At 57.7% G+C, this 25,258-nt stretch carries 25 protein-coding genes; 5 read left to right on the top strand and 20 right to left on the bottom strand.

Annotated features, from left to right (window positions below; all coding sequences use genetic code 11):
* The first annotated feature begins 142 nt into the window (after positions 1-142).
* Positions 143-958, top strand: a complete 816-nt coding sequence (locus B9Z39_RS00940) for a sulfite exporter TauE/SafE family protein (protein ID WP_108300409.1) — start codon at positions 143-145, stop codon at positions 956-958.
* 27 nt (positions 959-985) lie between these two features.
* On the opposite strand, the gene B9Z39_RS00935 is transcribed toward B9Z39_RS00940, so the two are convergent.
* The 4 genes from B9Z39_RS00935 to B9Z39_RS00920 form a co-directional block, all read right to left on the bottom strand.
* Positions 986-1,405 carry a PIN domain-containing protein gene (locus tag B9Z39_RS00935; RefSeq protein WP_108300408.1) on the bottom strand — a complete coding sequence of 140 codons (420 nt, stop codon included), beginning with the start codon at positions 1,403-1,405 and terminating at the stop codon, positions 986-988.
* A gap of 4 nt (positions 1,406-1,409) precedes the next feature.
* Positions 1,410-1,682, bottom strand: a complete 273-nt coding sequence (locus B9Z39_RS00930) for a prevent-host-death protein (RefSeq protein ID WP_108300407.1) — start codon at positions 1,680-1,682, stop codon at positions 1,410-1,412.
* A gap of 74 nt (positions 1,683-1,756) precedes the next feature.
* The gene (locus tag B9Z39_RS00925) at positions 1,757-2,734 is read right to left on the bottom strand and encodes a tripartite tricarboxylate transporter substrate binding protein (RefSeq protein ID WP_108300406.1); all 978 of its coding nucleotides are present in this window, start codon (positions 2,732-2,734) and stop codon (positions 1,757-1,759) included.
* A gap of 46 nt (positions 2,735-2,780) precedes the next feature.
* Positions 2,781-3,995 carry an alanine--glyoxylate aminotransferase family protein gene (locus tag B9Z39_RS00920; protein ID WP_108300614.1) on the bottom strand — a complete coding sequence of 405 codons (1,215 nt, stop codon included), beginning with the start codon at positions 3,993-3,995 and terminating at the stop codon, positions 2,781-2,783.
* A gap of 115 nt (positions 3,996-4,110) precedes the next feature.
* Between B9Z39_RS00920 and B9Z39_RS00915 the strand changes: the two genes are divergently transcribed.
* The gene (locus B9Z39_RS00915; RefSeq protein ID WP_108300405.1) at positions 4,111-4,818 is read left to right on the top strand and encodes a GntR family transcriptional regulator; all 708 of its coding nucleotides are present in this window, start codon (positions 4,111-4,113) and stop codon (positions 4,816-4,818) included.
* A 3-nt stretch (positions 4,819-4,821) separates the two neighbouring features.
* On the top strand, positions 4,822-7,911 hold the full coding sequence (locus B9Z39_RS00910; protein ID WP_108300404.1) for an FAD-binding and (Fe-S)-binding domain-containing protein: 3,090 nt from the start codon (positions 4,822-4,824) through the stop codon (positions 7,909-7,911).
* Between the two features lie 51 nt (positions 7,912-7,962).
* Here B9Z39_RS00910 and B9Z39_RS00905 read toward each other — a convergent pair whose 3' ends face one another.
* Together B9Z39_RS00905 and hemN are read right to left on the bottom strand one after the other, a co-directional pair.
* Complete coding sequence (locus B9Z39_RS00905; protein WP_100148182.1) at positions 7,963-8,682, bottom strand: sulfite exporter TauE/SafE family protein; 720 nt, start codon at positions 8,680-8,682, stop codon at positions 7,963-7,965.
* The gene (hemN, locus tag B9Z39_RS00900) at positions 8,682-10,103 is read right to left on the bottom strand and encodes an oxygen-independent coproporphyrinogen III oxidase (protein WP_108300403.1); all 1,422 of its coding nucleotides are present in this window, start codon (positions 10,101-10,103) and stop codon (positions 8,682-8,684) included. The genes B9Z39_RS00905 and hemN overlap by 1 nt, the downstream gene beginning before the upstream one ends.
* 88 nt (positions 10,104-10,191) lie before the next feature.
* Between hemN and fnr the strand changes: the two genes are divergently transcribed.
* Positions 10,192-10,917 carry a fumarate/nitrate reduction transcriptional regulator Fnr gene (gene fnr / locus B9Z39_RS00895; protein WP_100148180.1) on the top strand — a complete coding sequence of 242 codons (726 nt, stop codon included), beginning with the start codon at positions 10,192-10,194 and terminating at the stop codon, positions 10,915-10,917.
* 63 nt (positions 10,918-10,980) lie between these two features.
* Here fnr and B9Z39_RS00890 read toward each other — a convergent pair whose 3' ends face one another.
* The 9 genes from B9Z39_RS00890 to B9Z39_RS00850 all read right to left on the bottom strand — a co-directional run bounded on the left by B9Z39_RS00890 (position 10,981) and on the right by B9Z39_RS00850 (position 18,695).
* Positions 10,981-11,286, bottom strand: a complete 306-nt coding sequence (locus B9Z39_RS00890) for a hypothetical protein (RefSeq protein ID WP_108300402.1) — start codon at positions 11,284-11,286, stop codon at positions 10,981-10,983.
* 57 nt (positions 11,287-11,343) lie between these two features.
* Positions 11,344-11,622, bottom strand: coding sequence for a FixH family protein (locus B9Z39_RS00885; RefSeq protein WP_100148178.1), 279 nt, complete (start codon positions 11,620-11,622; stop codon positions 11,344-11,346).
* Between the two features lie 4 nt (positions 11,623-11,626).
* Positions 11,627-13,072 carry a cytochrome c oxidase accessory protein CcoG gene (gene ccoG / locus B9Z39_RS00880; protein WP_369908102.1) on the bottom strand — a complete coding sequence of 482 codons (1,446 nt, stop codon included), beginning with the start codon at positions 13,070-13,072 and terminating at the stop codon, positions 11,627-11,629.
* A gap of 5 nt (positions 13,073-13,077) precedes the next feature.
* Entirely contained in the window at positions 13,078-14,007 is a 930-nt protein-coding gene (gene ccoP / locus B9Z39_RS00875; protein WP_100148177.1) for a cytochrome-c oxidase, cbb3-type subunit III, read from the bottom strand.
* Between the two features lie 30 nt (positions 14,008-14,037).
* Complete coding sequence (locus B9Z39_RS00870) at positions 14,038-14,175, bottom strand: cbb3-type cytochrome c oxidase subunit 3 (RefSeq protein WP_100148176.1); 138 nt, start codon at positions 14,173-14,175, stop codon at positions 14,038-14,040.
* An 11-nt stretch (positions 14,176-14,186) separates the two neighbouring features.
* Positions 14,187-14,810 carry a cytochrome-c oxidase, cbb3-type subunit II gene (ccoO, locus tag B9Z39_RS00865; protein ID WP_100148175.1) on the bottom strand — a complete coding sequence of 208 codons (624 nt, stop codon included), beginning with the start codon at positions 14,808-14,810 and terminating at the stop codon, positions 14,187-14,189.
* A gap of 9 nt (positions 14,811-14,819) precedes the next feature.
* Complete coding sequence (gene ccoN / locus B9Z39_RS00860) at positions 14,820-16,247, bottom strand: cytochrome-c oxidase, cbb3-type subunit I (protein WP_100148174.1); 1,428 nt, start codon at positions 16,245-16,247, stop codon at positions 14,820-14,822.
* Between the two features lie 61 nt (positions 16,248-16,308).
* Positions 16,309-16,446 (bottom strand): cbb3-type cytochrome oxidase assembly protein CcoS, encoded by a 138-nt coding sequence (gene ccoS / locus B9Z39_RS00855; RefSeq protein WP_100148173.1) that lies wholly within the window; start codon positions 16,444-16,446, stop codon positions 16,309-16,311.
* Positions 16,446-18,695 (bottom strand): cation-translocating P-type ATPase, encoded by a 2,250-nt coding sequence (locus B9Z39_RS00850; protein WP_108300401.1) that lies wholly within the window; start codon positions 18,693-18,695, stop codon positions 16,446-16,448. The genes ccoS and B9Z39_RS00850 overlap by 1 nt, the downstream gene beginning before the upstream one ends.
* A 107-nt stretch (positions 18,696-18,802) precedes the next feature.
* On the opposite strand from B9Z39_RS00850, the gene B9Z39_RS00845 reads away from it, so the two are divergent.
* The gene (locus B9Z39_RS00845; RefSeq protein ID WP_100148171.1) at positions 18,803-19,246 is read left to right on the top strand and encodes a universal stress protein; all 444 of its coding nucleotides are present in this window, start codon (positions 18,803-18,805) and stop codon (positions 19,244-19,246) included.
* Between the two features lie 66 nt (positions 19,247-19,312).
* Here B9Z39_RS00845 and B9Z39_RS00840 read toward each other — a convergent pair whose 3' ends face one another.
* The 5 genes from B9Z39_RS00840 to B9Z39_RS00820 form a co-directional block, all read right to left on the bottom strand.
* Positions 19,313-20,266: a nitronate monooxygenase family protein gene (locus B9Z39_RS00840; protein WP_108300400.1), complete on the bottom strand. Its 954-nt coding sequence runs from the start codon at positions 20,264-20,266 to the stop codon at positions 19,313-19,315.
* 18 nt (positions 20,267-20,284) lie between these two features.
* Positions 20,285-22,105: an acyl-CoA dehydrogenase gene (locus tag B9Z39_RS00835; protein WP_108300399.1), complete on the bottom strand. Its 1,821-nt coding sequence runs from the start codon at positions 22,103-22,105 to the stop codon at positions 20,285-20,287.
* A gap of 67 nt (positions 22,106-22,172) precedes the next feature.
* Positions 22,173-23,105 carry an electron transfer flavoprotein subunit alpha/FixB family protein gene (locus B9Z39_RS00830; RefSeq protein WP_108300398.1) on the bottom strand — a complete coding sequence of 311 codons (933 nt, stop codon included), beginning with the start codon at positions 23,103-23,105 and terminating at the stop codon, positions 22,173-22,175.
* Positions 23,106-23,137: 32 nt separating this feature from the next.
* Positions 23,138-23,887, bottom strand: a complete 750-nt coding sequence (locus B9Z39_RS00825) for an electron transfer flavoprotein subunit beta/FixA family protein (protein WP_100148233.1) — start codon at positions 23,885-23,887, stop codon at positions 23,138-23,140.
* A 125-nt stretch (positions 23,888-24,012) separates the two neighbouring features.
* On the bottom strand, positions 24,013-25,248 hold the full coding sequence (locus B9Z39_RS00820; protein ID WP_100148096.1) for a mechanosensitive ion channel family protein: 1,236 nt from the start codon (positions 25,246-25,248) through the stop codon (positions 24,013-24,015).
* Between the last annotated feature and the right edge of the window lie 10 nt (positions 25,249-25,258).

Raw genomic sequence — 25,258 nt, 5'->3', positions numbered from 1 at the left:
TTGGAACATCGGCTGATGAGCGTGATCGTCTCGCGTCAGATGAACCCAACGTCAGTCTGACCTCGCCCACCTGAACCCCCGGTTCAGGATGACGGCTCCAGGCACCTTGCAGACACCTTATTCACACCTGCCTAGGCGCGTCATGGACATCCAACCCCAACTCATCATCGAACTGGCCCTGCTGGGCATTTGTACTGGCTTTTTGGCCGGACTCTTAGGCATTGGCGGGGGCATGATCATGGTGCCGTTTTTGACCTTCATGTTGTCGCAACGCGGGATAGACGCCAACCTGACCGTCAAGATGGCGATTGCCACCTCGATGGCCACCATCATCTTCACCTCCATCTCCAGCGTGCGTGCCCACCACAAACGCGGTGCGGTGCGTTGGGACTTGGTCAAAGGCCTGGCCCCCGGCATTGTGCTGGGCAGCATGATTGCCAGCATGGGTGTGTTTGCCATGCTCAAGGGTGCGAACTTGGCGATCTTTTTTGGTTTGTTTGTCGGCTTTTCTGCCACACAAATGTTTTTGGACAAAAAGCCTGCGCCTTCACGCCAAGTGCCGGGCACGGCAGGTTTGGTGGCTGCTGGTAGCGCGATTGGCTTTTTGTCGGGCTTGGTGGGCGCGGGTGGCGGCTTCATCAGTGTGCCGTTCATGGCCTGGTGCAATGTGGCGATTCACACCGCCGTGGCGACCAGCTCGGCACTGGGTTTTCCGATTGCGCTGGCCAACGTGGCAGGCTACGTGATCAGTGGCATGTCGGTGACGGGCTTGCCCGATGACGCCATTGGCTACATCTGGGTGCCCGCCTTGGTGGTGATTGCCCTGTGCAGTGTGTTCACCGCCCCACTGGGTGCCAAAGCTGCCCATAGCTTGCCCGTGAAAAAGCTCAAGCGCATTTTTGCCATGATCTTGTATGCGCTGGCGATTTACATGCTCTACAAAGGTTTGTCGAGCTGATCGGAGTTCGCGCTGTTTGTCGCTCAATCAAGCGAAATACAGTGCGATACGGTCAGAGGTCCAAGTCGCGACACCCGAGCCAAAGAAATCGGCATCTTCTGTCCAAACCGGACAATTCAATGCCATGGCACACGCAAGCACTGGCCAGTCGTCAGCGTCTCTAGAAGCGATACGCTGAAGTGCTTGTGTTTTCATAGCGCCATAAATTTCACTGTCGATCACTTGGATGATTGACTGAAGTTGGTCTAACACCTGAACAACCACCACCTCAGATACCCCTCGTTTGTCTAGCAAACCAGGCAAGTATTTCTTGGCGTCTTCATAGGCCACATCAGGCGTGAAGAATTTGATGTGTTCGGCATGCTCAAGAAGAAGTTCACGAACGCGTCGACCCAGCACAGCGCGCACCAAGATATTGGCGTCTAAAACGATGGCCTTACCACCCATGGCGTTAAGTCCGCTTGTTTTTGACTGCTTGTTTTTTTCTAGCGACTTTGAACTCAGCCACCACATCATCCTCATTGACAGCATGCTTGGCCATCAGTTGATCCAATGTTTTGCTGGCTTGTTGAAGCGAGGCTAAATCTGCGACCACTTGCCCTCGCGTTGGGATGAAGTAACCCACTGTCTGACCATGGCGTGTGACCGCGACTGGCGTGCTCGATGCAATGAATTCCGCCAAGTCTGAGCGAAATTCTCTGATACCAACTTTTGTTGCTTCCATGACTTTCCTGCCCGCCCGTAGTTGTGAATCAATGTGTACACACTTTACAAGCAGCACTCTGGGCAAGTCAAGCTTCAGGCGTCTGCCTGCACCTTGGCATCTTTGACGACCTTGGCCCACTTCTGGGTTTCATTGCGGATGAAGTCGGCAAAACGCTCAGGTGTGCCGCCGCCGTCTTCGGCACCGTACTGGTCAAACTTCTCGATCACATCGGGCATGGCCATGACGCGGTTCATGTCTTCGTTGATGCGTTTCACAAAAGCCGGGTTCAACTTGCCTGGCCCCACCAAGCCGTACCAGGTGGTGGCATCAAAACCCGCAAAGCCTTGCTCGTCCATGGTGGGCACATTCGGGTGACCTTTGGCGCGCTTAGGTCGCGTTTGGGCAAGTGCAATAGCTTTACCACTTTTGACATGCGGGGTGGCCGAGGTCATGGTCTCGAAACAATATTGCACTTGACCGCCAATCAAATCGGTCAGTGCGGGGCCTGAGCCTTTGTAGGGGATGTGCAAGGCGTCAATGCCGGCGCGCAGCTTGAACATTTCAAGCGCCAGATGCTGAGCCGAGCCTCCGCCCGCCGACGCAAAGCTGATCTTGCCGGGGTTTTGTTTGCACAAGGCGACCAGGTCTTTGACGTTTTTGGCCGGTTGGCTCTCGTTGCAGATCAACAAGTTGGGGGTGACGCCCACCAAACCAATCGGCGTGAAGTCGCGCTCCACGTTGTAGCCCAGCTTGGGCTGCAAGCTGGGTGCCAACGCATGGCTGTTGATGTGCGCCATCAGCAAGGTGTTGCCGTCTGCAGGTTGCTTGGCCACATAGTCGGCAGCGATCACGCCAGCTGCGCCGCCTTTGTTGTCGATCACGATGGTGAGGTTCCACAGGGTTTGCAGCTTTTGCGCCAACACCCGCGCCAGCGCGTCGGTTCCCCCGCCGGGTGGAAAGCCCACCACGATGCGAATCGGCCCATTGGGCAAGCTCTGGGCTTTGATCATGGGTGCCGCCAAAGTCGCCACACTGGCGGCGCTGGCTTGGAGCAGTGTTCTGCGTTGCATGCTGAGGTCTCCTAGTGGCACGCTCTTGGGCGTGTTGTGCTTCGGGTCAGGAACGGATGAGCGCCGGAATGGGATGGGCCGAGAAGTAATCCATCGCCGCTTGCACGCCCGAGCCCGCCAGCTTGACGCCGCTGAGCTTGAGGCCCATCTCGCACGCCGACAAGGCGGCAATCAAGGTCAGGTCATTGCAATCGCCCAAATGGCCGATGCGGAACATGCGGCCTTTGACCTTGCCCAGGCCCGTGCCCAAGGAACAATCAAAGCGCTCATAAATCATCTTGCGCACGGCGTCAGCGTCCACCCCCTCAGGCGTCATCACGCCGGTCAAGATGGGCGAATACAGCGCCGGGTCCGCGCACTGAATGGGCAAACCCCAAGCAGTCACAGCAGCACACGCACCTTTGGACCAACGCTTGTGACGGGCAAACACCACGTCCAGGCCCTGGCCCAAGATCATGTCGCAGGCTTCACTCAGGCCGTACATCAGGTTGGTGTTGGGGGTGTAGGGGAAGTAGCCGGTTTTGTTGATCTCCAGCATCTCGTCCCAGGCCCAAAACGATTTGGGCAAGGTGGACGTTTTGCTGGCCTCAATCGCTTTGGGCGACAAGGCGTTGAAGCTGATGCCGGGCGGCAGCATGAGGCCTTTTTGCGAGCCACTGACGGTCACGTCCACGCCCCACTCGTCGTGACGGTAGTCGGCTGAAGCCAGGCCCGAGATGGTGTCCACCATCAACAACGCAGGGTGCTTGGCGTTGTCGATGGCGCGGCGCACTGCCGCGATGTCGCTGGTCACCCCGGTCGAGGTTTCGTTGTGCACCACGCAAACCGCCTTGATGCTGTGCGCCGTGTCCGCCTTGAGGCGGGTCTCGATCATGTCGGCCTTGACACCATGGCGCCAGCCCTCCACACCGGGCAGCCCAATGAATTCCGATTTCAATCCCAAACGGGTGGCCAGTTTGTTCCACAACGAAGCGAAGTGGCCGGTCTCAAACATCAGCACATGGTCGCCTGCGCTCAGGGTGTTGACCAAGGCCGCTTCCCACGCCCCGGTGCCCGAGGCGGGGTAAATCATGACCGGGCGCTGGGTTTTGAAAATCTTTTGCATGTCGGCCAACACCTTCAGGCCCAGCGAACCAAACTCAGGCCCCCGGTGGTCAATAGTGGGCAGGCTCATGGCGCGCAGCACGCGGTCGGGCACGGGCGATGGACCGGGGATTTGCAAAAAGTGACGGCCCGTGGGGTGAAAGTCGAGGTTAAGCATGAACAAGAATCTCCTGAGATGAAGCTATTTTTTGCATACAAAATAAAACCGTCAACTAGAGTTCACCCTTAGACTGTTGATTGACCTTGCTATTTTTTGCATACAAAATATTCCCATGACTGCTGAACTGTTGTCCATGCCCCGCACGGCCTTACACGGCCATGTGACGCATCGGCTGCGTCAAATGCTGGTGGAAAACCAGATTGCACCCGGCGCCAAGCTCAATGAGCGGGCCTTGTGCGAATCGCTGCACGTGTCGCGCACGCCGCTGCGCGAAGCCATCAAAACACTGGCTGCCGAAGGCCTGGTGGAGTTGCTGCCCAACCGGGGGGCGGTGGCCGTGTCGCTCACGCTTGACGATGTGCGCCACACCTTCGAGGTGATGGCGGGCTTGGAGGGCATCTCGGGCATGTTGGCCGCCGAGCGCATCACCGACAGCGAACTCAACGAAATTCAAGCCCTGCACTTCGAGATGATGGCCGCCTACACAAGGCGCGATCTCTCCAGCTATTACCGGCTCAATGCCAGCATTCACCGCGCCATCCATGCCGCGGCCAAAAACCCGGTGCTCAGCGCCACCTACGAGCAAGTCAATGCGCGTTTGCAAGCGCTGCGCTTCAAGTCCAACCAGGACGACGACAAGTGGCACAGCGCCGTGCAAGAACACACGCAGATGATCGAAGCCTTGCAAGCGCACCAGCCCCAGGTGCTGCGCGATGTGCTGGTGCGCCACCTCGAACACAAACGCGATGTGGTGCTGGCGCAGCTGCAAGCCAGTGCCGACACGCCCACGACCCCACCCAAAACCTCACGCAAAGCCTGACCCATGAACGCCCCCCTGCCCCGACACATCACCGAAACCGCCAGCCAAGTCTTTGAGCGCGTGGCCAGCACCAGCAACGAGGTGGCCGGTCGTCTGGCCGCCCGACTGCGTGCCGAAACCGAGGGCGAGGTGTTGTTCTCTGCGGCTGATCGGGGACGCTACGCCACCGACGCCTCGATTTACCAAGTCACGCCCGTGGGCGTGTTCGTGCCGCGCCATGCCCATGAGGTGCCCATCGCCATGGCAATCTGTCGTGACTTAGGCGTGCCCATCGTGCCGCGCGGCGGCGGCACCAGCCAGTGCGGCCAGACCACGGGCGCGGGCTTGGTGATTGACCACAGCAAACACATCCGCCAAATCGTTCACCTCGATGTGGACCAACGCACCGTCGAGGTCGAGCCCGGTTTGGTGCTGGACCACCTCAACGCCGAACTCAAAGCCCACGGCCTGTGGTTTCCAGTGGATGTGTCTACCAGCGCGCAGGCCAGCTTGGGCGGCATGGCGGGCAACAACTCATGTGGCAGCCGCTCGATTGCCTACGGCAACATGGTGCACAACGTGGTGGGTGCTTCGGCCTGGTTGGGCGACGGCGACTTGTTGCAGTGGGGCCGCTACGACGCGAGCAGCGGGCGGGCGCGCCAGATCGGTGACTTTGTGAAACGCCTGGCCAATGAACTGCAACCCGACATCGAGGCCCATTGGCCCAAGGTGCTGCGTCGCGTGGCGGGCTACAACCTGGACATTTTTTGCAACCAAAACGAACGGCCTTACACCGACGACGGCTCGGTGAACTTGGCCCATCTGCTGGTCGGCAGCGAAGGCACGCTGGCGATGACCAAGTCGCTCACCCTGCGCTTGAGCGAGTTGCCACGCGCCAAGGTACTGGGGGTGGTGAACTTCCCCAGCTTTTACAAGGCGATGGATGCGGCGCAGCACATCGTCAAGTTGGGCGACGGCACCTTGACGGCGGTGGAACTGGTAGACCGCACCATGATTGATTTGTCGCTGCAAAACCCAGCCTTTGCGCCCACCATTCGCACGGCACTGATTGGCGAACCTGAAGCGGTGTTGCTGGTGGAATTTGCCGGAGCAGACAAAGACAGTTTGAAACCCAAACTGCGCCAGTTGGTGGAACTCATGGGTGACCTGGGATTGCCTAGCAGCGTGGTGGAGATGATCGACGACGCACCGCAGAAAAACCTGTGGGAAGTGCGCAAGGCGGGCCTGAACATCATGATGAGCTTGAAGGGCGACGGCAAACCCGTGAGCTTTATCGAAGACTGCGCGGTGCCCCTGGAGAGCCTGGCCGAGTACACCGATGCCTTGACCGAGGTGTTCAAGAAACACGGCACCAAAGGCACCTGGTACGCGCACGCGTCGGTGGGCACACTGCATGTACGCCCGATTCTGGACATGCGACGCGATGGCGCTGCCAAGATGCGCGCGATTGCCGAAGAAGCCAGCGCCTTGGTGCGCAAATACAAAGGTGCTTACAGCGGCGAACACGGCGATGGGTTGTGCCGTGGGGAATGGATTTCATGGCAGTTCGGCCCCAAGATCACCGAAGCCCTGGGGCAGATCAAACAAGCACTCGACCCGCTGCACCTGTTATCGCCCCAACGCGTGGTCAACCCACCCAAGATGGACGACACAACCCTGATGCGTTATGGCCAACCCAACGGCATGCCCTACCAAGTCATCCCCATCCAAACCGCACTCGACTGGAGCGCCTGGAACGTCCACAACGACCCCGCCACCGAACAAACCACCGCACCCGGCACCGGCGGTGACCCGGCGCTGGGATTCGCCAAAGCAGTGGAGATGTGCAACAACAACGGCACCTGCCGCAAGTTCGATGCGGGCACCATGTGCCCGAGTTACCGTGTGACGCGTGACGAACAGCACCTCACCCGTGGACGCGCCAACACCTTGCGTTTGGCACTGAGCGGGCAACTCGGCACCGATGCGCTGACCAGCGAAGAACTGCTTCAAACCATGGACCTGTGTGTGGGCTGCAAAGGTTGCAAACGCGACTGCCCCACCGGCGTGGACATGGCACGCATGAAGATCGAAACCTTGCACCAATACAAGCGCTACCACGGCCACACGCTCAAAGACCGCTTGATTGGATTTTTGCCGCGCTACGCCAAACACGCAGCACGTTGGTCAGGCCTGTTGAACTTGCGCAACCGCGTGCCACTGTTGGCCAAACTGGCCCAAAGCCTCACAGGTCTGTCTGCCGAGCGCAGTTGGCCCACTTGGCAGCGTGATCACTTTTTCAACCGCAGCACCTTGGGTTCAACCGCCGAAGAAGTGCTGATTGCCCCCAAGCCCGTGGTCCTGTTTGTGGACACCTTCAACGGCTACTTCGAATCTGACAACGCACGTGCTGCCATGCGCGTGTTGCAAGCCGCAGGCTACCAAGTGCACGTGGCGTCCAAGACTCGGCAAGGTCATGGCAGTGACCAAGGCCATCTGTGTTGTGGCCGTACCTTTCTGGCCAATGGCATGGTAGACCAGGCGCGTGAACATGCGCAAGAGCTGCTCAACGCATTGCTGCCATTCGCCAAGCGGGGCATTCCCATCGTCGGCTTAGAGCCCTCATGCCTGCTGACCTTGCGGGACGAAGCCCTGGTGCTGGGCCTGGGTGAAGTGGCGCACAAGGTGAGCGAACAAGCCATGTTGTTCGAAGAGTTTTTGGCGCGCGAAGCGCAAGCCGGACGGCTCGATGCACTCAAATCAAAGCTTGAGCCCACGCGTCAACCCATCTTGCTGCACGGCCACTGTCACCAAAAAGCGTTTGGGCTGATGCCACCCGTGTTGGAAGTGATCCGTCTGATTCCCGGTGCCAAACCTCAGCTGATCGAGAGCAGTTGCTGCGGCATGGCCGGCAGCTTTGGCTACGAGGCCTCCCACTTAGAAGTCTCAAAGGCCATGGCCGAGTTGAGTTTGTTGCCTGCGGTGCGTGCCGAACCCGACGCCTTGGTGGTGGCCGATGGCACGAGCTGTCGCCACCAAATTGCCGATGGCGCACAACGCCAAGCGGTGCACGTGGCCAAGCTATTGAGTGACCACCTCAAGCACCATGCCTGAAGGTGCGCGGGTCCGAGGGTGCTAAGGCACACAAGGACTGTGTGCCGCTGGTTATTGAGGCACCAAGCACCACGGCGCTTGGTACTCCACCAAGCCCATCCACAGCGCCCAGCCTGAACTGGCCATCAAGGCAGCACCCGCCAAGCGCACACCCCAGGCACCGCTGTTGTCACCCGCAGGCTTGAAGCCGCGCAAGCGCAGCCACAGCCAGGGCCCCAGGGTCAACACCACCGCACTGCCAAAGGCAAACAAGGCCATCACGCCAGCGCCTTCCCAAGGGCTGTTGCTCAAAGCGGCCACCAACAAGGCGCCGTAGAGCAAGCCACAAGGCATCAACGCCCACAACATGCCCAGCAGCATGGGGCCACCGCGTTGTAGCTTCAGGTGCGCGGTCATGGCCTGCACCTTGCGCCACACACCGCGGCCCACACCGTCTAGCCACAGCGGTTGCTCAGCGCGCCACAACAGCAGGCCACCGATCAAAAAAGCAAGGATATGAAACAAGGTCCAGACCGGGCGAAACACGGCCGACTGGGTGGTGAGCCAGCCCACCCCTTGCATGGTGGAAGCAGCCAATGCCCCTAAGGTGCTGTAACCCACGATGCGCCCCATTTGAAACAGCAGCATGGCGCGGGTGTCGCGCCCAGGGCCCACGCCTTGCTTTTGTGCGGCCCGCCCAATGCCAGCACACGCAGCGCCACACATGGCCAAGCAGTGTGGCCCGCCCGCCAGCCCCATCAGGAGTGCGGTGAGGGCCAAAGTAGAGTTCATCAGATGATTTTAGAGAAGCGCGCGCGGGTTCGGTCAGCTTGCAAATATTTGTCAAACACCATGGCCACGCCACGTACGAAAAACCAACCCAACTCGGTGACCTGAATGCCATTGCCATCCAGCGTGACCAAGCCCTGCGCTTGCATGTCCGCCAAGGTTTGAAGCTCGGTGGCGAAGTACTTTTTGAAATCCAGCAAATGCGCCACTTCGACCGACTCAAACAGGACATGGCCTTGGCACATCAAAGCCATGATGATGGTGCGGCGTACCAAATCGTCGCGAGACAAAGCCAAGCCGCGTTCTACTGGCAAACGCCCTTGGTCAAGCAGGTCGTAGTAAGCCTCTAAGGTTTTGACGTTTTGGCTGAACGTGGCCCCCACATGGCCAATGGCGGAGACACCCAGCGCGATCAAGTCGCAATCGGGCTGCGTGCTGTAGCCCTGGAAATTGCGGTGCAAGCGACCTTGGCGTTTGGCCACGGCCAAGGCATCGTTGGGCAAAGCAAAGTGGTCCATGCCCACGTACACATAGCCCGCGCCCATGAGCACACGCAATGCACTGGAGAGCATGACCAACTTGGCGCTGGCAGGCGGCAAGTCTTGGCTGTGAATGCGCCGCTGCGGTTTGAAGCGTTCTGGCAAATGCGCATAGCCATACAAAGCAATGCGGTCAGGGCGCAAGTCCACCACTTGGGCCAGAGTGCGTTCAAAAGTCTCAGGCGTCTGCATGGGCAGGCCGTAAATCAAGTCGATGTTGACCGAGTCAAAGCCCAGTGCGCGGGACGCGGCCACCAAGTCAAACACCTGCTGTGCAGGCTGAATGCGGTGCACGGCTTTTTGCACGTCGGGGTCAAAGTCTTGCACGCCAAAGCTCAGACGGTTGAAGCCCAGCAACGCCAAGGTGTTCAAACGCTCGGCGGTCACGGTACGCGGGTCAACCTCGATGGAGTATTCGCCACCGGGCGCAAATTCAAAATTGCGGCGCAACATGGCCATCAACGCGCGCAGCTCGTCATCGCTCAAAAACGTGGGGCTGCCGCCACCCAGGTGCAGTTGTGACACCGTTTGGCCTGCGCCTAAGTGCGCCACATTCAAAGCCACCTCGCGCTCCAGGTAGCGCAAATACTCAGCACCCCGCTCATGGTGTTTGGTGATGATCTTGTTGCAGGCACAGTAGTAACACAGCGCCTCACAAAACGGGATGTGGATGTACAAGGACAGCGGATAGGCTTTGACCGCCACGCCTTCGCGACGCTGTTGCAGCGCCTGCAAATAATCGCTCTCGCCAAAGGCCTCGACAAACCGATCGGCGGTGGGGTAGGAGGTGTAGCGTGGGCCTGCCACGTCGTAGCGACGCAGTAGATCTGGGCTCATCACATCGACAGGTCTTGAAGCCAGGTTGTTGGTTTGAGGAGAGGTCATCGATGGTTATCCTTTTCAGGAGGATAATGTGCCCATAAGTTGACTGACACACTTTGACCTGTATCAACTCACTGTTTTATCCCACCCTATGAGTATCCCTAGCATCAAAGTCGCTTGCTCCAACTGCAACTTGCGCGAGCTGTGTATGCCTTTGGGTCTGTCTGACGACGAACTCAATCGCATCGATGACATCGTGGCCATCCGCCGACGTGTGCCCCGTGGCGAAAGCTTGTTCAGGAATGGTGAAAAGTTCAACGCGCTCTACGCCATTCGTACCGGCTTCTTCAAAACCTGTGTCTCCTCAGAAGATGGTCGTGACCAAGTGACGGGCTTTCAGATGGCGGGCGAAATCATTGGCTTGGATGGCATCGTCAGCGACCTGCACACCTGTGATGCCGTGGCGCTGGAAGATGCCGAAGTGTGTGTGATGCCTTTTGACCGCATCGAAGAACTGTCGCGCGACATCAATGCCTTGCAGCGTCATGTGCACAAAATCATGAGCCGCGAAATCGTGCGCGAACACGGCGTGATGTTGCTGTTGGGCAGCATGCGCGCTGAAGAACGCTTGGCGGCCTTTTTGTTGAACTTGGTGCAACGCTTGCATGCACGTGGGTTTTCGCAATCCGAGTTGATTTTGCGTATGACGCGCGAGGAAATTGGCAGCTATTTGGGGCTCAAACTTGAAACCGTGAGCCGCACGTTTTCAAAATTTGCCGACGAAGGCATTGTCGAAGTGAAGCAGCGTCATGTGCGCATCTTGAACACCGAAGCCCTCAAGCTGTTGGTCAACGCACAAACGTGCCAGCCCACTTAAGCGCTTGCGCCCCAAACAAAAGGCCTGCTGATGCAGGCCTTTTGTTTGGAGTAAATCAAGTGTTCAAACAGGTTGCTCGCAGCAGGATTCTTGTTTAGGACATCCATCGGGCCGCTCGGTAGGGACCATCGGGCAACGGTTGGTTTCAAACGGAGACATGGACAACAAGGTGGTCAGCGCACTGGACCCTGCGGTGATGATCCAAAAGGCGAAAAAAGACAGGGTGTAAATGCCTTGACGCGACATCTCAACAGGTTGTCCGAACCATTGCATGTCTTGGGGGTCAAACATGGCAAACACCACGACTTCCAAAACACCTGCCACCAAAAAGGCGGGCCATACGATCCACATCATGCGTTGTGCCAACATCAAAATTCTCCTTGTTAGGAACTCGTCATCAGTGTAGGCCCGCTTGATGGTTTTCCATCATGGGGTTTTCGTGGGCATCTGCGCTTTTGGCGTCGCCACGTGGTTGCGCGCTTGCATGGCTGGCATCATCTGCTGCGCTTGTTCAGCTAGGGTTTTGTTGATGTTCAGGCCTTGGCGGTAATAGTCCTCAGCCACCACCGGATCAGGAATGCGGATGGCGATGGCCAAGGTCACGAACCCAGCCACCACGACCACCGCTGGCCCTGCAATGATGAGCCACACATGGCCGTACTTCCACCAAGGTTGCGTGTCGTGTTGTTGTTTCAATGCAGTCATAGGATTACCTCGGCACAATGAACACTGACTTCTCGACCACCGATTGGCCAGACTCCTGTGCTTGAATTTCAAACTCGATTTTGTGAGATCCAGCCTCAGCAGAACCATACGGGATATCGGCGCGCAACACAATCCAGCGAGCTTGAGCGGGTGCAACGACCACATCGGTTTCAGTTTCAATGCGTAGCTGTGGCAAACCTTTGACCGTCAAGTGGTAGGTCTGTTCAGACTCTGCTGCATTCATGATTTGCAGGCGATAGACGTTCTCTAAAGTGCCGTACTCGGTGATACGCGCCAGCGACGCGCGGTCGCGCACCACATCCACCTTGAACGGTGTACGCATGCTCAACGACACCAGCAAGCCCACCACCAACGCCACCAGGATCATGGTGTAGATCTGCACACGGGGACGCAACAAACGCATCCACATCTGACGTGGCGTCCATTTGTTTTCCATCGCGTTTTGTGTGGTGTAACGAATCAGGCCTTTGGCATAGCCCATCTTGTCCATCACGGTGTCGCAGACATCGGCGCACGCACCACAACCAATGCACTCGTACTGCAAGCCCTGGCGAATATCAATGCCCGTCGGGCATACCTGCACACACAAAGAGCAATCCACACAAGAACCTAAGTTGAGCGTGCCCAAATCGGCTTTGCGTGAGCGTGGGCCACGGGGTTCGCCCCGTTCGGTGTCATACGTGACGATCAAGGTGTCATGGTCAAACATGGCGCTTTGAAAGCGTGCATAAGGACACATGTATTTGCACACTTGCTCACGCATGAAACCCGCGTTGCCGTAGGTGGCAAAAGCGTAGAAAAACACCCAAAAGAGTTCCCATGAACTCATGTGGCTCAAAAAGAATTCCATGGCCAACTCACGAATCGGCGTGAAGTAGCCTACAAAGGTGAAGCCGGTCCAGATGGAAAAGAAAATCCAGATCAGGTGCTTGTACCACTTCTTCACCAGCTTTTCGAGCGAGAACTCGGCATCGTCCAAGCGCATGCGGGCTGAGCGATCACCTTCGATTTTTCGCTCAATCCATAAAAATATTTCGCTGTACACAGTTTGTGGACAGGCATAACCACACCACAAACGGCCCGCCACGGCAGTGAACAAAAACAGCGACAAGGCTGAGATCACCAACAAGCCGGTGAGGTAAATGAAGTCTTGTGGGTACAAGACCAAACCAAAGATATAAAACCTGCGCGAGGCCAGATCAAACAACACCGCCTGACGCGTGCCCCATTCAAGCCAGGGCAGACCGTAAAAAAGCAACTGGGTCAGGACCACCAAGATCCAACGCCAATAGGCAAAGATGCCTTCGACAGAACGGGGGTAGATTTTTTGGCTGGCCGCATAAAGCGAGACCATCGCCTCGTCCTCTGAGCCCGAAGGCTCAGGAACGATGGGGATGGTCTTGCGCTGCTGGGTGTCGTCAGAATTCAAAACAATTACTTCGCAGCAGCAGGTGTTTCAGGTTTGTTTGACATGCCCCACACATAAGCGGTCAGCACATGGATTTGGGATTCGGTCAAACGGCCCTCTTGAGCTGGCATTTGGTTGACCTTGCCACCATTGATCATGGCCGTGATGGCTTCTTCACCCCAGCCATGCAACCAGATCTTGTCGGTCAAGTTGGCAGAGCCCAAGGCTTGGTTGCCTTTGCCGTCCATGCCGTGACAGGCCGCGCAAGCACCAAACTTGGATTTACCCAACGAAGCACGCACCGAGTCATGCGGGCTGCCCGACAAGCTCAACACATAGTGCGACACGTTACGAATGTCCTCTGGTGTACCCACCGCAGCGCCCATCGGTGGCATTTGACCAATACGACCTTTGGTGATGGTCTCCTTGATCTTGTCAGGAGTGCCACCGTGCAGCCAGTCACCGTCGGTCAAGTTGGGGAAGCTCTTGGAACCGCGTGCATCAGAGCCGTGACACTGCGCACAGTTGTTCATGAACAAGCGTTCGCCCACCGCCATGGCTTTGGGGTCACCGGCCAATTGCTCAGGAGGCTGGGCTGTGAAAGCCGCATACAAGGGCTCCAACTCTTGGTTGGCTTTGGCCACCTCAGCGTCATACTGACCTTGCGACGACCAACCCAATTTGCCAGCAAAGCTGCCCAAGCCTGGGTAAGCCACGCCATACACCACCGCAAACACAATGGTGATGATGAACAGCCACAGCCACCAACGGGGCAATGGGTTGTTCATTTCGCGCAGGGTTTCATCCCACACGTGACCGGTGGTGCCGTCTTGCGTGTTGTGCGAAGAGACTTTGACTTTGGACGAGAACCACAGCAAAGCGGCGCAGTACACGATGCCCAAGATCGAGATGACGGCCACAAAAAGCGACCAAAAATTACTGGTGAAATCACTCATGATTCGATTCCTTTACACAGGCACTCAGGCCTAGTCTTGATCGAACGGCAACTGGGCAGCTGCGTCGAAATCTGTTTGGTTGCGCCGAGAAAAAGCCCACACCAAGATGCCAATGAAAATGGCAAACGAGAGCAAGGTCGTGGCGATGCGTAAGTCATTGACGTCCATGGAGAACCTCCTTACTTGAGCGCAAGACCGAGCGATTGCAAATACGCAATGGCCGCATCCAACTCGGTTTTACCCTTGACGTCTTCTGCTGACTTGGCAATTTCTTCGTCGCTGTAAGGCACACCCACCATGCGCAAAGCTTTCATGCGAGGCGCCATATCGCTGGGGTCCACCATGTTTTTCGACAACCATGGGTATTCAGGCATGTTGGACTCGGGCACCACATCGCGTGGGTTGTTCAGGTGCACACGGTGCCACTCGTCGCTGTATTTGCCGCCCACACGTGCCAAGTCAGGGCCCGTGCGCTTGCTGCCCCACTGGAAGGGGTGGTCATACACCGACTCGCCAGCGACCGAGTAGTGGCCATAGCGCAGTGTTTCAGCACGGAACGGGCGGATCATCTGCGAGTGGCAGTTGTAGCAACCCTCGCGGATGTACACATCACGTCCTGCCAATTGCAAGGCGGTGTAGGGCTTGACGCCAGTCACCGGTTCGGTGGTCGATTTTTGGAAAAAGAGCGGCACGATTTCAACGATGCCACCAAAGGCCACCGCAATCAAAATCAGCACGATCATCAAAAAGTTATTGGTCTCCACGCGCTCGTGGGAGAAACCTTTGGCGTTGTTATCAGACATGTAGGCTCCTCAAGCGTGTGCGGGGGCAGGAATAGCGACGCTGACAGCATTGCCCTGGGTGGCTGTTTTGACCACGTTCCAGAACATGATCAGCATGCCGCCCAAGTACAACAAACCGCCCATCACACGAATCACGTAGAACGGGTAAGTGGCTTTGACCGATTCCACGAAGGTGTAGGTCAAGGTACCGTCGGTGTTGACAGCACGCCACATCAAGCCCTGCATCACACCAGCAATCCACATCGCAGCGATGTAGAGCACGATGCCAATGGTGGCCAGCCAGAAGTGAACTTCAATGGCTTTGACGCTGTACATCTTTTTCTGTCCAAACAACTTGGGGATCAGAAAGTAGATCGACCCCATGGACACCAAGCCCACCCAGCCCAAAGCGCCCGAGTGCACGTGGCCCACGGTCCAGTCGGTGTAGTGGCTCAAGGCATTCACCGTTTTGATGGCCATCATCGGACCTTCAAAGGTCGACATGCCGTAGAAAGACAAGGACACGATCAAGAAACGCAAGATCGGGTCGTCACGCAATTTGTGCCATGCGCCCGACAAGGTCATGATGCCGTTGATCATGCCGCCCCAGCTGGGTGCCAACAACACGAGCGAGAACACCATGCCCAAAGACTGCGCCCAATCGGGCAAGGCGGTGTAGTGCAGATGGTGAGGACCCGCCCACATGTAGGTGAAGATCAAAGCCCAGAAGTGCACGATCGACAGGCGATACGAGTACACGGGGCGCTCGGCTTGTTTGGGAATGAAGTAATACATCATCCCCAAGAAACCTGCGGTGAGAAAAAAGCCCACGGCGTTGTGGCCGTACCACCACTGGATCATGGCGTCTTGTGCTCCGGCGTAGGCGGAGTAAGACTTCATCCAACCCGCAGGAATAGCGGCGCTGTTGACGATGTGCAACAAAGCCACCGCAATGATGAAGGCACCATAGAACCAGTTGGCCACATAAATGTGCTTGACCTTGCGTGTGCCCACGGTGCCAAAAAACACCACGGCGTAAGCCACCCAAACCACAGCAATCAACAAGTCAATTGGCCACTCCAGCTCAGCGTATTCTTTGCCCTGGGTAAAGCCCAAGGGCAAGCTGATGGCGGCTGCCACGATGACCAATTGCCAGCCCCAAAAGGTAAAGGCCGCCAACTTGGGTAAAAACAGCACCGTGTGGCAGGTGCGCTGCACCACGTAATAGCTGGTGGCAAACAAGGCACTGCCACCAAACGCAAAAATCACCGCGTTGGTGTGCAAGGGTCGCAGACGACCATACGTGAGCCAAGGGATGCCAAAGTTCAGTTCTGGCCAAGCGAGTTGAGAGGCGATGATCACGCCCACCAACATGCCAACCACGCCCCAAACCACCGCCATGATGGAAAACTGCCGGACAACGGTGTCGCTGTAGACGGCTTGTTGTGATGAGTTCATCGGTCACCTTTCATTTTTTTGCCAGTATCCATGATTACCCTTGGTTTCTTATTGATGCAAGTCAATCGTCACGAAGAATGCGCTCCCCTTCTTGGTCCACGCCTTCAAACTGCCCACGGTAAATAGCCCACCACAGGCCAGCCAAGATGCACAGCACCAAGAAGACCGAGAGCGGGATCAGTACATACAAAATGTCCATCAGTGTGCTTTCGTCAACCTTAAAGAATTCAAAACGACCCACAGCGAGCTCAGCGCCATGCCTAAGCCTGCCAACCACGCAGGCAACCACCCTGCCACGGCCAGAGGTACGCACACGGCGTTGTAGAGCGCGGCCCAGACCAAGTTCTGTCGCACCACCCGCAAGGTTTGACGGGCCAAACGCAAACTGGCCACCACCACCGACAACTTGTCGCCCATCAACACCAAGTCAGACTTGGACTGTGCCAGTGGCACCGCTTGGCCAAACGCCATCGACACATGGGCACCGGCCAGCACCGGACCGTCGTTCAACCCATCCCCCACCATGGCCACATGATGCCCCTCGGATTGCAAGCCCATCATGCGCGCTAATTTGTCTTGCGGGGTGCATGCACCATATGCCAAATCGATGCCAAGCTCTTGGGCCACTTGTTGCACCGCTTGCGAATGGTCACCCGACAACACATACACATCAACCCCCATGTCTTTCAGGGCTTGTACCGTCTGTGCCGCATCTTCACGCACGTCTTCGGATAACTGCCAACTGGCCAACCATTCGCCCTTGCGACACAAATGCACCTGCGCAGCACGCGCAAACTCAGGCACCACCACGCCCCAGTCGGCACAAAAAGTAGCGGACCCCAGACGCAACACATCCCCCAGCTGCCCTTGCAGGCCTTGGCCCACTGTTTCCACCACATCGTCGGCCATCAGGCGGGGCTGGTCAGATGCATCGTGCGCGGCCACCAACACCCGAGACAAGGGATGCAAGGAATGCTCCCCCAAAGCAGCGGCCCGTGCAAGTGCCCATTCCATGCTCAATCCGTCGTTGACAAACACGTGCGTGATGCGTTGTGCATCGCGTGTGAGGGTACCGGTCTTGTCAAAAATCACGGTGTCAATGCTGGCCAAAGCCTCCAGGGACTGTAGGTGTCGCACCAACACCCCTTGACGGGCCAAAGCACCTGCGGCAGCCAACATGGCGGCAGGCGTGGCCAAAGACAAAGCACACGGGCATGTCACCACCAACACCGCGACGGCCACCATCAAGGCATGGGCTGGGTTGGTTGGCCACCACCACGCAGCAGCCATGGCCGCCATCACCAAAACGCCCGCCAAAAATGGTTTCGCCACACGGTCGGCCAATTGCGCCAGGCGTGGCTTTTGCAGAGAGGCGTTTTCCATCAAGGCCACGATCTTAGAGAACCGGGTGTCTTCGCCCACCTGCGTAACACGCACCAACACAGGAGCCAACAAGTTGTGGCTACCCGCCACCACCTGCTGCCCTACGCCCCGCGATTGGGGCCGCGACTCACCCGTGAGCAAAGCTTCATCGGCCAAGGTTTGCCCTTCCAGAACAACGCCGTCTGACGGAAACCCCTCCGAGGGCAGCACGCGAATCACATCACCGGGCAACAAGCGCCGAACCGCGACACGCTCAAATGAACCATCGCCCGATTGACGCAACACACTGTCGGGCAAACGGTTCATCAAAGCCTCAAGGGCTCCGGCGGTTTGGTCACGCAAGCGCAACTCCAGCCAGCGCCCAGTCAACAAAAAGAAGACGAACATGGTCAGCGAGTCAAAGTACACCTCGCCCCCAAACATGCCAGTGGGCTCGAATGTGGCAGCCGAACTGAGCCCGAAGGTGATGGCCATGCCCAAAGCCACCGGCAAGTCCATGCTGATGCGGCGCAACCGGATATCGCGCAAGGCGCTGCTGAAAAATGGACCACAGGAAAAAAACACCACGGGCAAGGTCAGCACCCACGAAGCCCAGCGCAGCAATTGCACCATGTCGGGGGTGATGTCGCCCTCGCCCGCCACATAGGCCGGGTAGGCGTACATCATGACTTGCATCATGCAAAAGCCGGCCACCAGCCAGCGCCACAACGCACGGCGTGTTTCTTCTTGTCGGCGTTGTCGCAACGTGCTGTCGGCAGCGGGCAGCGCGCCATAACCCGCTGCGGCAATGGCGTGCAGCCACACAGAGGGTTTGACCACCGCTTCAGACCACACGACCTTGGCCCGGTGCGTGGCGGCATTGACTTGCACCGCACGCACACCAGGCACCGCCATCAACGCGGCCTCTACCGTGAACGCACAAGCCGCGCAATGCATGCCCTGGATCACCACATGCGAGTCCCACACCGCGCCTTGCGCAGAGGCGTCGGGTGGATGCGGTTGGCTGAAGCGCAACCACTCTTGACGGTCGTCAAGCAGCGCAACAGTCGAGGGGTCAAAAGACATGGAGGAGAGAGCCTAACGGGTTTGCGTGACACGCACTTGACATGGGTCAAGAGTGGGCCCCAAGACTGCGTTAAGCTTGAGCCTGTTCACAACAAAGGAGCTCTTGTATGTACAAACGAATTTTAGTGGCCACCGATGGCTCGACCTTGTCCAAAAAAGCAATCACCAGCGCGATTGATTTGGCAGCACTGAGTGGCGCTGAATTGGTGGCTGTGAAAATCACGCCACGTTACCCACAGAGCTACTTTGAAGGTTCGTTGCCTTTGGCCCAAACCGAAGTTGCCAAGATTGAAAAACAGTGGACGGACAACGCACAAAAAGTGTTGGATGCTGTGGTCAAAGCCGCCAAAGCCAAAGGTGTGACAGCGAAGGCGGTGGTGGTCAAGTCAGACATCGTGTCAGATGCCCTGATTGCTGCCAGCAAAAAGCACAAAGCTGATTTGATCGTCATGGCTTCGCATGGCCGTCGTGGCATCAAGCGCTTGCTGTTGGGCAGCGAAACCCAACAAGTGCTGACGCACGCCAGCATTCCAGTGTTGGTTCTGCGCTAAGCGCTCCCCACTCAGCAAAAAAGCCGGACATGTCCGGCTTTTTGTTTGGGCGTTTGCCAACCAACGTCAGGCTGTGATGCGCGACTTCGCCTCTTGGTACTCACGCTTCAAGCGCGCCACCAAGTCGGCTGCTGGCACCACTGCCTTGACAGCACCAATGCCTTGGCCGCAACCCCAGATGTCTTTCCAGGCCTTCTTGGCATCACCGCCAAAGTTCATGGCGCTCGGATCGCTCTCAGGCAAGTTCTCTGGGTCCAACCCCGCTTTGCGAATGGACGGTGCCAAGTAGTTGCCATGCACCCCGGTGAACAAGTTGCTGTAGACGATGTCGTCCGAGCTGGCATCGACCACGGCTTGTTTGTAATCGTCCGCAGCACGCGCTTCTTCGGTGGCAATGAACGCTGAGCCAATGTAGGCAAAGTCAGCCCCCATGGCTTGGGCCGCCAACACTGCGCCTCCCGTGGCAATCGAGCCACTCAACGCCACGGGGCCGTCAAACCATTCGCGGATTTCTTGAATCAGGGCAAACGGGCTCTTCACACCTGCATGCCCACCCGCGCCGGCGGCCACAGCGATCAAACCGTCCGCACCTTTTTCAATTGCCTTTTTGGCAAATTTGTTATTGATGATGTCGTGCATCACCACACCACCATAGCTGTGGGCGGCGGCATTCACATCTTCACGTGCACCCAGCGAGGTGATGATGATGGGCACCTTGTATTTCACGCAAAGCGCCATGTCGTGCTCTAAGCGATCATTGCTTTTGTGCACGATTTGGTTGACCGCAAACGGCGCCGCGGGCTGATCTGGGTGATCGCGGTTGTACGCTGCCAAAGCCTCGGTGATCTCCATCAACCATTCCTCCAATTGCGCGGCAGGTCGGGCGTTGAGTGCGGGCATCGAGCCCACCACCCCCGCCTTGCACTGTGCAATCAGCAGCTTGGGGTTGCTGATGATGAACAACGGCGAGGCAATGACCGGAAACTTGAGTTGCGCAAAAACGGGGGGTAATTTGGACATGGTGTCTCCGTGTTGATCTCAAAAAGCCTCAAGCGCCATGTCGGTCACGCTGTCCGCACCATCCACAATGCTGTCGCGCACACCGGGCACTTTGGACAAGATGTGGTCGGCATAAAAACGTGCCGTGGTGATTTTGGCTTGCATGAAAGCCACGTCCTCGCCTTTCGTCAGCGCCTCTTGAGCCACCAACAAAGCACGTGCCAACTGCCAACCCGCGACCAAATTGCCAGTGAGCATGAGATAGGGCACGCTGCCTGCGAAGACGGCATTCGGGTTGCTTTTTCCTCCTGCCACCACAAAGTCCACCACGTTCAAAAACGCCTCACGGGCCGCTTTCAAGCGCGCGGCCACGGCTGTGGCATGGGCGCTGCCTTGCTGGATCAACTCAGCCTCGGTACGCGCAATTTGCGCGGCGATGCCCTTGGCGGTTTGGCCGCCATCACGTCCGGTTTTACGCCCCACCAAGTCGTTGGCCTGGATGGCGGTGGTGCCTTCGTAGATGGTCAAAATTTTGGCGTCGCGGTAATACTGCGCCGCACCGGTTTCTTCGATGAAGCCCATGCCCCCGTGCACTTGCACGCCCAGGCTGGTGACTTCCAAACTCATCTCGGTGCTGAAGCCTTTGACCAGCGGCACCAAGAATTCGTAGAAAGCCAAATTGTCTTTGCGTGTCGCGGCATCGGGGTGGTGGTGCGATGCGTCATACGCGGCAGCAGCCACCGAGGCCATGGCACGACAACCTTCGGTGTAAGCACGCATGGTCATGAGCATGCGGCGCACATCGGGGTGGTGAATGATCGGCGCGCTGGTTTTCATGCTGCCATCCACCGGACGGCTTTGCACGCGGTCGCGGGAGAACTGCACCGCTTTTTGGTAAGCACGTTCAGCAATGGAAATGCCTTGCACGCCCACCGCATAGCGAGCCGCATTCATCATGATGAACATGTACTCGAGGCCACGGTTTTCTTCGCCCACCAGAAAGCCCACAGCGCCGGGTCCGGCGCTGTCTGCAACACCGCCCACCGTGCCGTCGCCATACTGCAGCACCGCCGTCGGGCTGGCCTTGATGCCCATCTTGTGCTCAATGCTCACGCACTGCACATCGTTGCGTGCGCCCAGTGAGCCATCGGCATTCACCATGAATTTGGGCACCACAAACAAGCTGATGCCCTTCACGCCCTCAGGCGCCCCTTGCACACGCGCCAACACCAAATGGATGATGTTTTCGGCCATGTCGTGCTCACCGTAGGTGATGAAAATTTTGGTGCCAAACACCTTGTACGTGCCATCTGGCTGTGGCTCGGCGCGGGTACGCACTGCGGCCAAATCGGAACCTGCTTGCGGTTCGGTCAAGTTCATGGTGCCGGTCCACTGACCTGACACCAGTTTGTCGAGGTAAGTGGCCTTCAAGGCATCAGAACCTGCGGTCAACAACGCTTCAATCGCGCCATCGGTCAACATCGGGCACAAGGCAAAACTCATGTTGGCCGAGTTGAGCATTTCGCCACATGCAGCGCCAATCGTTTTGGGCAAGCCCTGACCACCATACGCAGCCGGGTGTTGCAAGCTCTGCCAGCCACCTTCGGTGAACTGCGCATAGGCCTCTTTGAAACCCGGTGTGGTGGTGACCTTCCCGTCTTTGAAGAATGAGGGGTTTTTGTCGCCCTCCCAATTCAAAGGCACCAACACAGACTCATTCAACTTGGCGCACTCTTCGAGCACGGCTTGGGCGGTTTCAATGCCCATGTCTTCGAAGGCCGGAATTTGCGCAATCTGATCTAGGCCAGCCAGATGTTGCATGTTGAACAGCATGTCTTTGACGGGTGCGATGTAGCTCACGGTGTGTCTCCAAAAATCAATGCAACAGAAAAAAAGGCACCCCTCAGGGTGCCTTTTGAAACGTTTCTTACAGCGCTGCGACCAGCTCAGGCACAGCGGTGAACAAGTCGGCCTCCAGGCCAAAGTCCGCCACGCTGAAGATCGGTGCCTCGGGGTCTTTGTTGATCGCCACGATCACCTTGCTGTCTTTCATCCCCGCCAAGTGTTGAATGGCCCCACTGATGCCACACGCCACATACAACTGCGGTGCCACGATCTTGCCCGTTTGGCCCACCTGCCAGTCGTTGGGCGCGTAGCCCGCGTCCACCGCCGCACGGCTGGCTCCCAAGGCCGCGCCCAGCTTGTCAGCCAGCGGCGTCATCACTTCGTTGAACTTTTCAGCGCTGCCCAAAGCGCGGCCACCCGACACAATGATCTTGGCCGCGGTCAACTCAGGGCGGTCGCTCTTGGTGACTTCACGCCCCACAAAGCTGCTTTGGCCCGAGTCAGCCACTGCCGCCACGCTGTCGGTGCTGGCGGAGCCACCGGTGGCGGCTGCCGCATCAAAGCCTGTGGTGCGCACGGTGATCACCTTGGTGGCGTCTGTCGACTGCACCGTGGCCATGGCGTTGCCCGCATAAATGGGCCGCTCAAAGGTGTCGGGGCTGTCCACGCGGGTGATGTCGCTGATTTGCCCCACATCCAACAGCGCGGCCACGCGGGGTGCCACGTTTTTGCCGCCTGCCGTGGCTGGAAACAGGATGTGGCTGTAGCTGGCTGCCACGGCCAACACTTGGGCCGCCACGTTTTCTGCCAAGCCGTCGGCCAGGGTGGCGCCATCGGCGTGCAGCACTTTGGCCACGCCAGCAATTTGGGCTGCGGCTGCGGCGGCGGCTGCGGCGTGGTGGCCCGCGACCAGCACGTGCACGTCACCACCCATGGCCAGAGCTGCGGTGACGGTGTTGAGGGTAGACGCCTTGATGCTGGCGTTGTCGTGTTCTGCAATGACGAGAGATGTCATGGTGTGTGGTCCTTGATCGGTTCTGCGTGTGCTTAGATAACTTTGGCGTCGTTTTTGAGCTTGTCCACCAGAGCGGCCACGTCGGCCACTTTGATGCCCGCGCTGCGCTTGGGCGGCTCGCTGACTTTCAGGGTCTTGATGCGCGGGGCTACGTTGACGCCCAGGTCTTCGGGTTTGAAGACATCGAGTTGCTTTTTCTTGGCCTTCATGATGTTGGGCAAGGTCACATAGCGCGGCTCGTTCAAGCGCAAGTCGGTGGTGATCACCGCTGGCAGGCTGATGGAGAGGGTTTCCAACCCGCCGTCGACTTCGCGGGTGACTTGGGCTTTGCCATCGGCCACCACCACTTTGGAAGCGAAGGTGGCTTGGGGCAGATGGGCCAGGGCCGCGAGCATTTGGCCGGTTTGGTTGCAGTCGTCGTCAATGGCTTGTTTGCCCAAGATGATGAGGCCAGGTTGTTCTTTGTCCACCAGGGCTTTGAGCAGTTTGGCCACGGCCAGGGGCTGCAGCTCTTCGCTGGTTTCGACCAAGATGCCGCGGTCGGCACCAATGGCCATGGCCGTGCGCAGGGTTTCTTGGCATTGCGTCACGCCGCACGACACCGCAATGACTTCGCTCACCACGCCCGCCTCTTTGAGACGCACCGCTTCTTCGATGGCAATCTCGTCAAACGGGTTCATGCTCATCTTCACGTTCGCAATGTCCACGCCCGAGTTGTCCGACTTGACCCGGACTTTGACGTTGTAGTCCACCACGCGTTTGACAGCGACCAATGCTTTCATGGGAAAAACTCCACGGTTGAATTGAAAAAAAGAGATTGACGTTTACGTAAACGTCACATTGTAAGGTTCACCAGCGAGCATTTTAGAACGCTCGTGCTTTTTTACGATTTTCGTCGAAAAAACTATCAACGCTTTATCACCATTTCTTGAGGGGCCTGACCCAAAGCAATCTTGGCACCACGCAAGGCACTGAGCACCGCCAGGTTGACGCCAGAGCGCACCGGGGCTTGGCCGCTGGAGGGGTCATCCATCCAAAAGTTCAGGCTGAAATGCAGGCCCTGAGGCGTGACTTCCGTCAACAAAGCCGAAGGTCCGGGATCAGCCAACACGCGTGGCGCGCCCAACGCAGCTTGCACCAACAGGCCTTGCACCAGCACCGGATCGGCATCGAGCCCCACCCAAAAGTGACAGGTCAGCAGCATGCGGCTGTTTTCCAACGACAAGTTCTCCACCCGCTGGGTGATCAACAACTCGTTGGGCACCACCGACTCAATGCCGTTGTTGGCCCGCAGCAAGGTGTAGCGGGTTTTGATGTCCGACACACTGCCCTCAAACCCATCGACCCGCACATAGTCGCCAATGCGCAGCGAACGCTCCAGCAAAATAACAAAGCCACTCACGTAATTGGCCGCCAGCTTTTGCAAACCAAAGCCCAAGCCAACCCCCAACGCACCGCCCAGCACAGACAAAGCGGTGAGGTCGACCCCCAGCGTTGACAAGGTAAACAAAGCCCCCAACACCAACAACAAAGCGCGCATGGCATTGGCCAGCACACGGCGCATCGACAAATCCGTCACGGCCCGACGCAACACCCGATCTTCCAAAGCGGCAGAAATCCACAAGGTCACCACCAACACCAAGCTGGAAGTCATCACGACTTGCAGCACATGCAGCAAGGTGATGTGGGTTTTGCCCCAGGCAATCTGAACGCCATCCAGTTCGTCAAGCACCGGGGCCATCCAACCCGTGATCCACAACACAGCCAAGCCCCAGGCCATCCACGACACCACACGTTCAATGGCGCGTGCGCCGTTGGAGTCAGGAAAAACCGAAGCCAAGACACGGGCAATCAGGCGAATGACCACCAAAGACACCAACACAGGCAACGCCACCTTGAGCACCGGCACATGCTGGATTTTCAACAACCCCAACTTCAAGGCATAGGTCAACACCAAGCTCAAGGCCGGGAACAACACGCCATCCACCGTGCGGCGACCAAACCAAATGGAGGGCCCAGAAAAGCCACGCCCCAACATGTGGCTGATCCACCACGCCAGCCCCAGGCACAGCAACAAGCCGCCCAGCTCCAGCGCAATGGCAGGGCTTTGCAAATCCAGCAGCAGTTCTTGCAAGTCGTTCATGTCGGGGAGG

The organism is Limnohabitans sp. JirII-29, from assembly GCF_003063395.1.
Classification (GTDB): domain Bacteria; phylum Pseudomonadota; class Gammaproteobacteria; order Burkholderiales; family Burkholderiaceae_C; genus Limnohabitans.
Note: the sequence above shows the minus strand (reverse complement) of the source record. Positions and strands in the feature narration are given on the sequence as shown.

Coding starts and splice junctions, on each gene's coding strand:
- B9Z39_RS00910 (WP_108300404.1), top strand. CDS start 4,822: ATGAACGCCCCCCTGCCCCGACACATCACCGAAACCGCCAGCCAAGTC.
- B9Z39_RS00825 (WP_100148233.1), bottom strand. CDS start 23,887: ATGAAAGCATTGGTCGCTGTCAAACGCGTGGTGGACTACAACGTCAAA.
- B9Z39_RS00935 (WP_108300408.1), bottom strand. CDS start 1,405: ATGGGTGGTAAGGCCATCGTTTTAGACGCCAATATCTTGGTGCGCGCT.
- fnr (WP_100148180.1), top strand. CDS start 10,192: ATGAGTATCCCTAGCATCAAAGTCGCTTGCTCCAACTGCAACTTGCGC.
- B9Z39_RS00940 (WP_108300409.1), top strand. CDS start 143: ATGGACATCCAACCCCAACTCATCATCGAACTGGCCCTGCTGGGCATT.
- B9Z39_RS00915 (WP_108300405.1), top strand. CDS start 4,111: ATGACTGCTGAACTGTTGTCCATGCCCCGCACGGCCTTACACGGCCAT.
- B9Z39_RS00870 (WP_100148176.1), bottom strand. CDS start 14,175: ATGGACGTCAATGACTTACGCATCGCCACGACCTTGCTCTCGTTTGCC.
- ccoN (WP_100148174.1), bottom strand. CDS start 16,247: ATGAACTCATCACAACAAGCCGTCTACAGCGACACCGTTGTCCGGCAG.
- B9Z39_RS00840 (WP_108300400.1), bottom strand. CDS start 20,266: ATGTCCAAATTACCCCCCGTTTTTGCGCAACTCAAGTTTCCGGTCATT.
- hemN (WP_108300403.1), bottom strand. CDS start 10,103: ATGACCTCTCCTCAAACCAACAACCTGGCTTCAAGACCTGTCGATGTG.
- B9Z39_RS00925 (WP_108300406.1), bottom strand. CDS start 2,734: ATGCAACGCAGAACACTGCTCCAAGCCAGCGCCGCCAGTGTGGCGACT.
- B9Z39_RS00890 (WP_108300402.1), bottom strand. CDS start 11,286: ATGTTGGCACAACGCATGATGTGGATCGTATGGCCCGCCTTTTTGGTG.
- ccoP (WP_100148177.1), bottom strand. CDS start 14,007: ATGAGTGATTTCACCAGTAATTTTTGGTCGCTTTTTGTGGCCGTCATC.
- B9Z39_RS00845 (WP_100148171.1), top strand. CDS start 18,803: ATGTACAAACGAATTTTAGTGGCCACCGATGGCTCGACCTTGTCCAAA.
- B9Z39_RS00930 (WP_108300407.1), bottom strand. CDS start 1,682: ATGGAAGCAACAAAAGTTGGTATCAGAGAATTTCGCTCAGACTTGGCG.
- ccoO (WP_100148175.1), bottom strand. CDS start 14,810: ATGTCTGATAACAACGCCAAAGGTTTCTCCCACGAGCGCGTGGAGACC.
- ccoS (WP_100148173.1), bottom strand. CDS start 16,446: ATGGACATTTTGTATGTACTGATCCCGCTCTCGGTCTTCTTGGTGCTG.
- B9Z39_RS00920 (WP_108300614.1), bottom strand. CDS start 3,995: ATGCTTAACCTCGACTTTCACCCCACGGGCCGTCACTTTTTGCAAATC.
- B9Z39_RS00820 (WP_100148096.1), bottom strand. CDS start 25,248: ATGAACGACTTGCAAGAACTGCTGCTGGATTTGCAAAGCCCTGCCATT.
- B9Z39_RS00885 (WP_100148178.1), bottom strand. CDS start 11,622: ATGACTGCATTGAAACAACAACACGACACGCAACCTTGGTGGAAGTAC.
- B9Z39_RS00830 (WP_108300398.1), bottom strand. CDS start 23,105: ATGACATCTCTCGTCATTGCAGAACACGACAACGCCAGCATCAAGGCG.
- B9Z39_RS00850 (WP_108300401.1), bottom strand. CDS start 18,695: ATGTCTTTTGACCCCTCGACTGTTGCGCTGCTTGACGACCGTCAAGAG.
- B9Z39_RS00905 (WP_100148182.1), bottom strand. CDS start 8,682: ATGAACTCTACTTTGGCCCTCACCGCACTCCTGATGGGGCTGGCGGGC.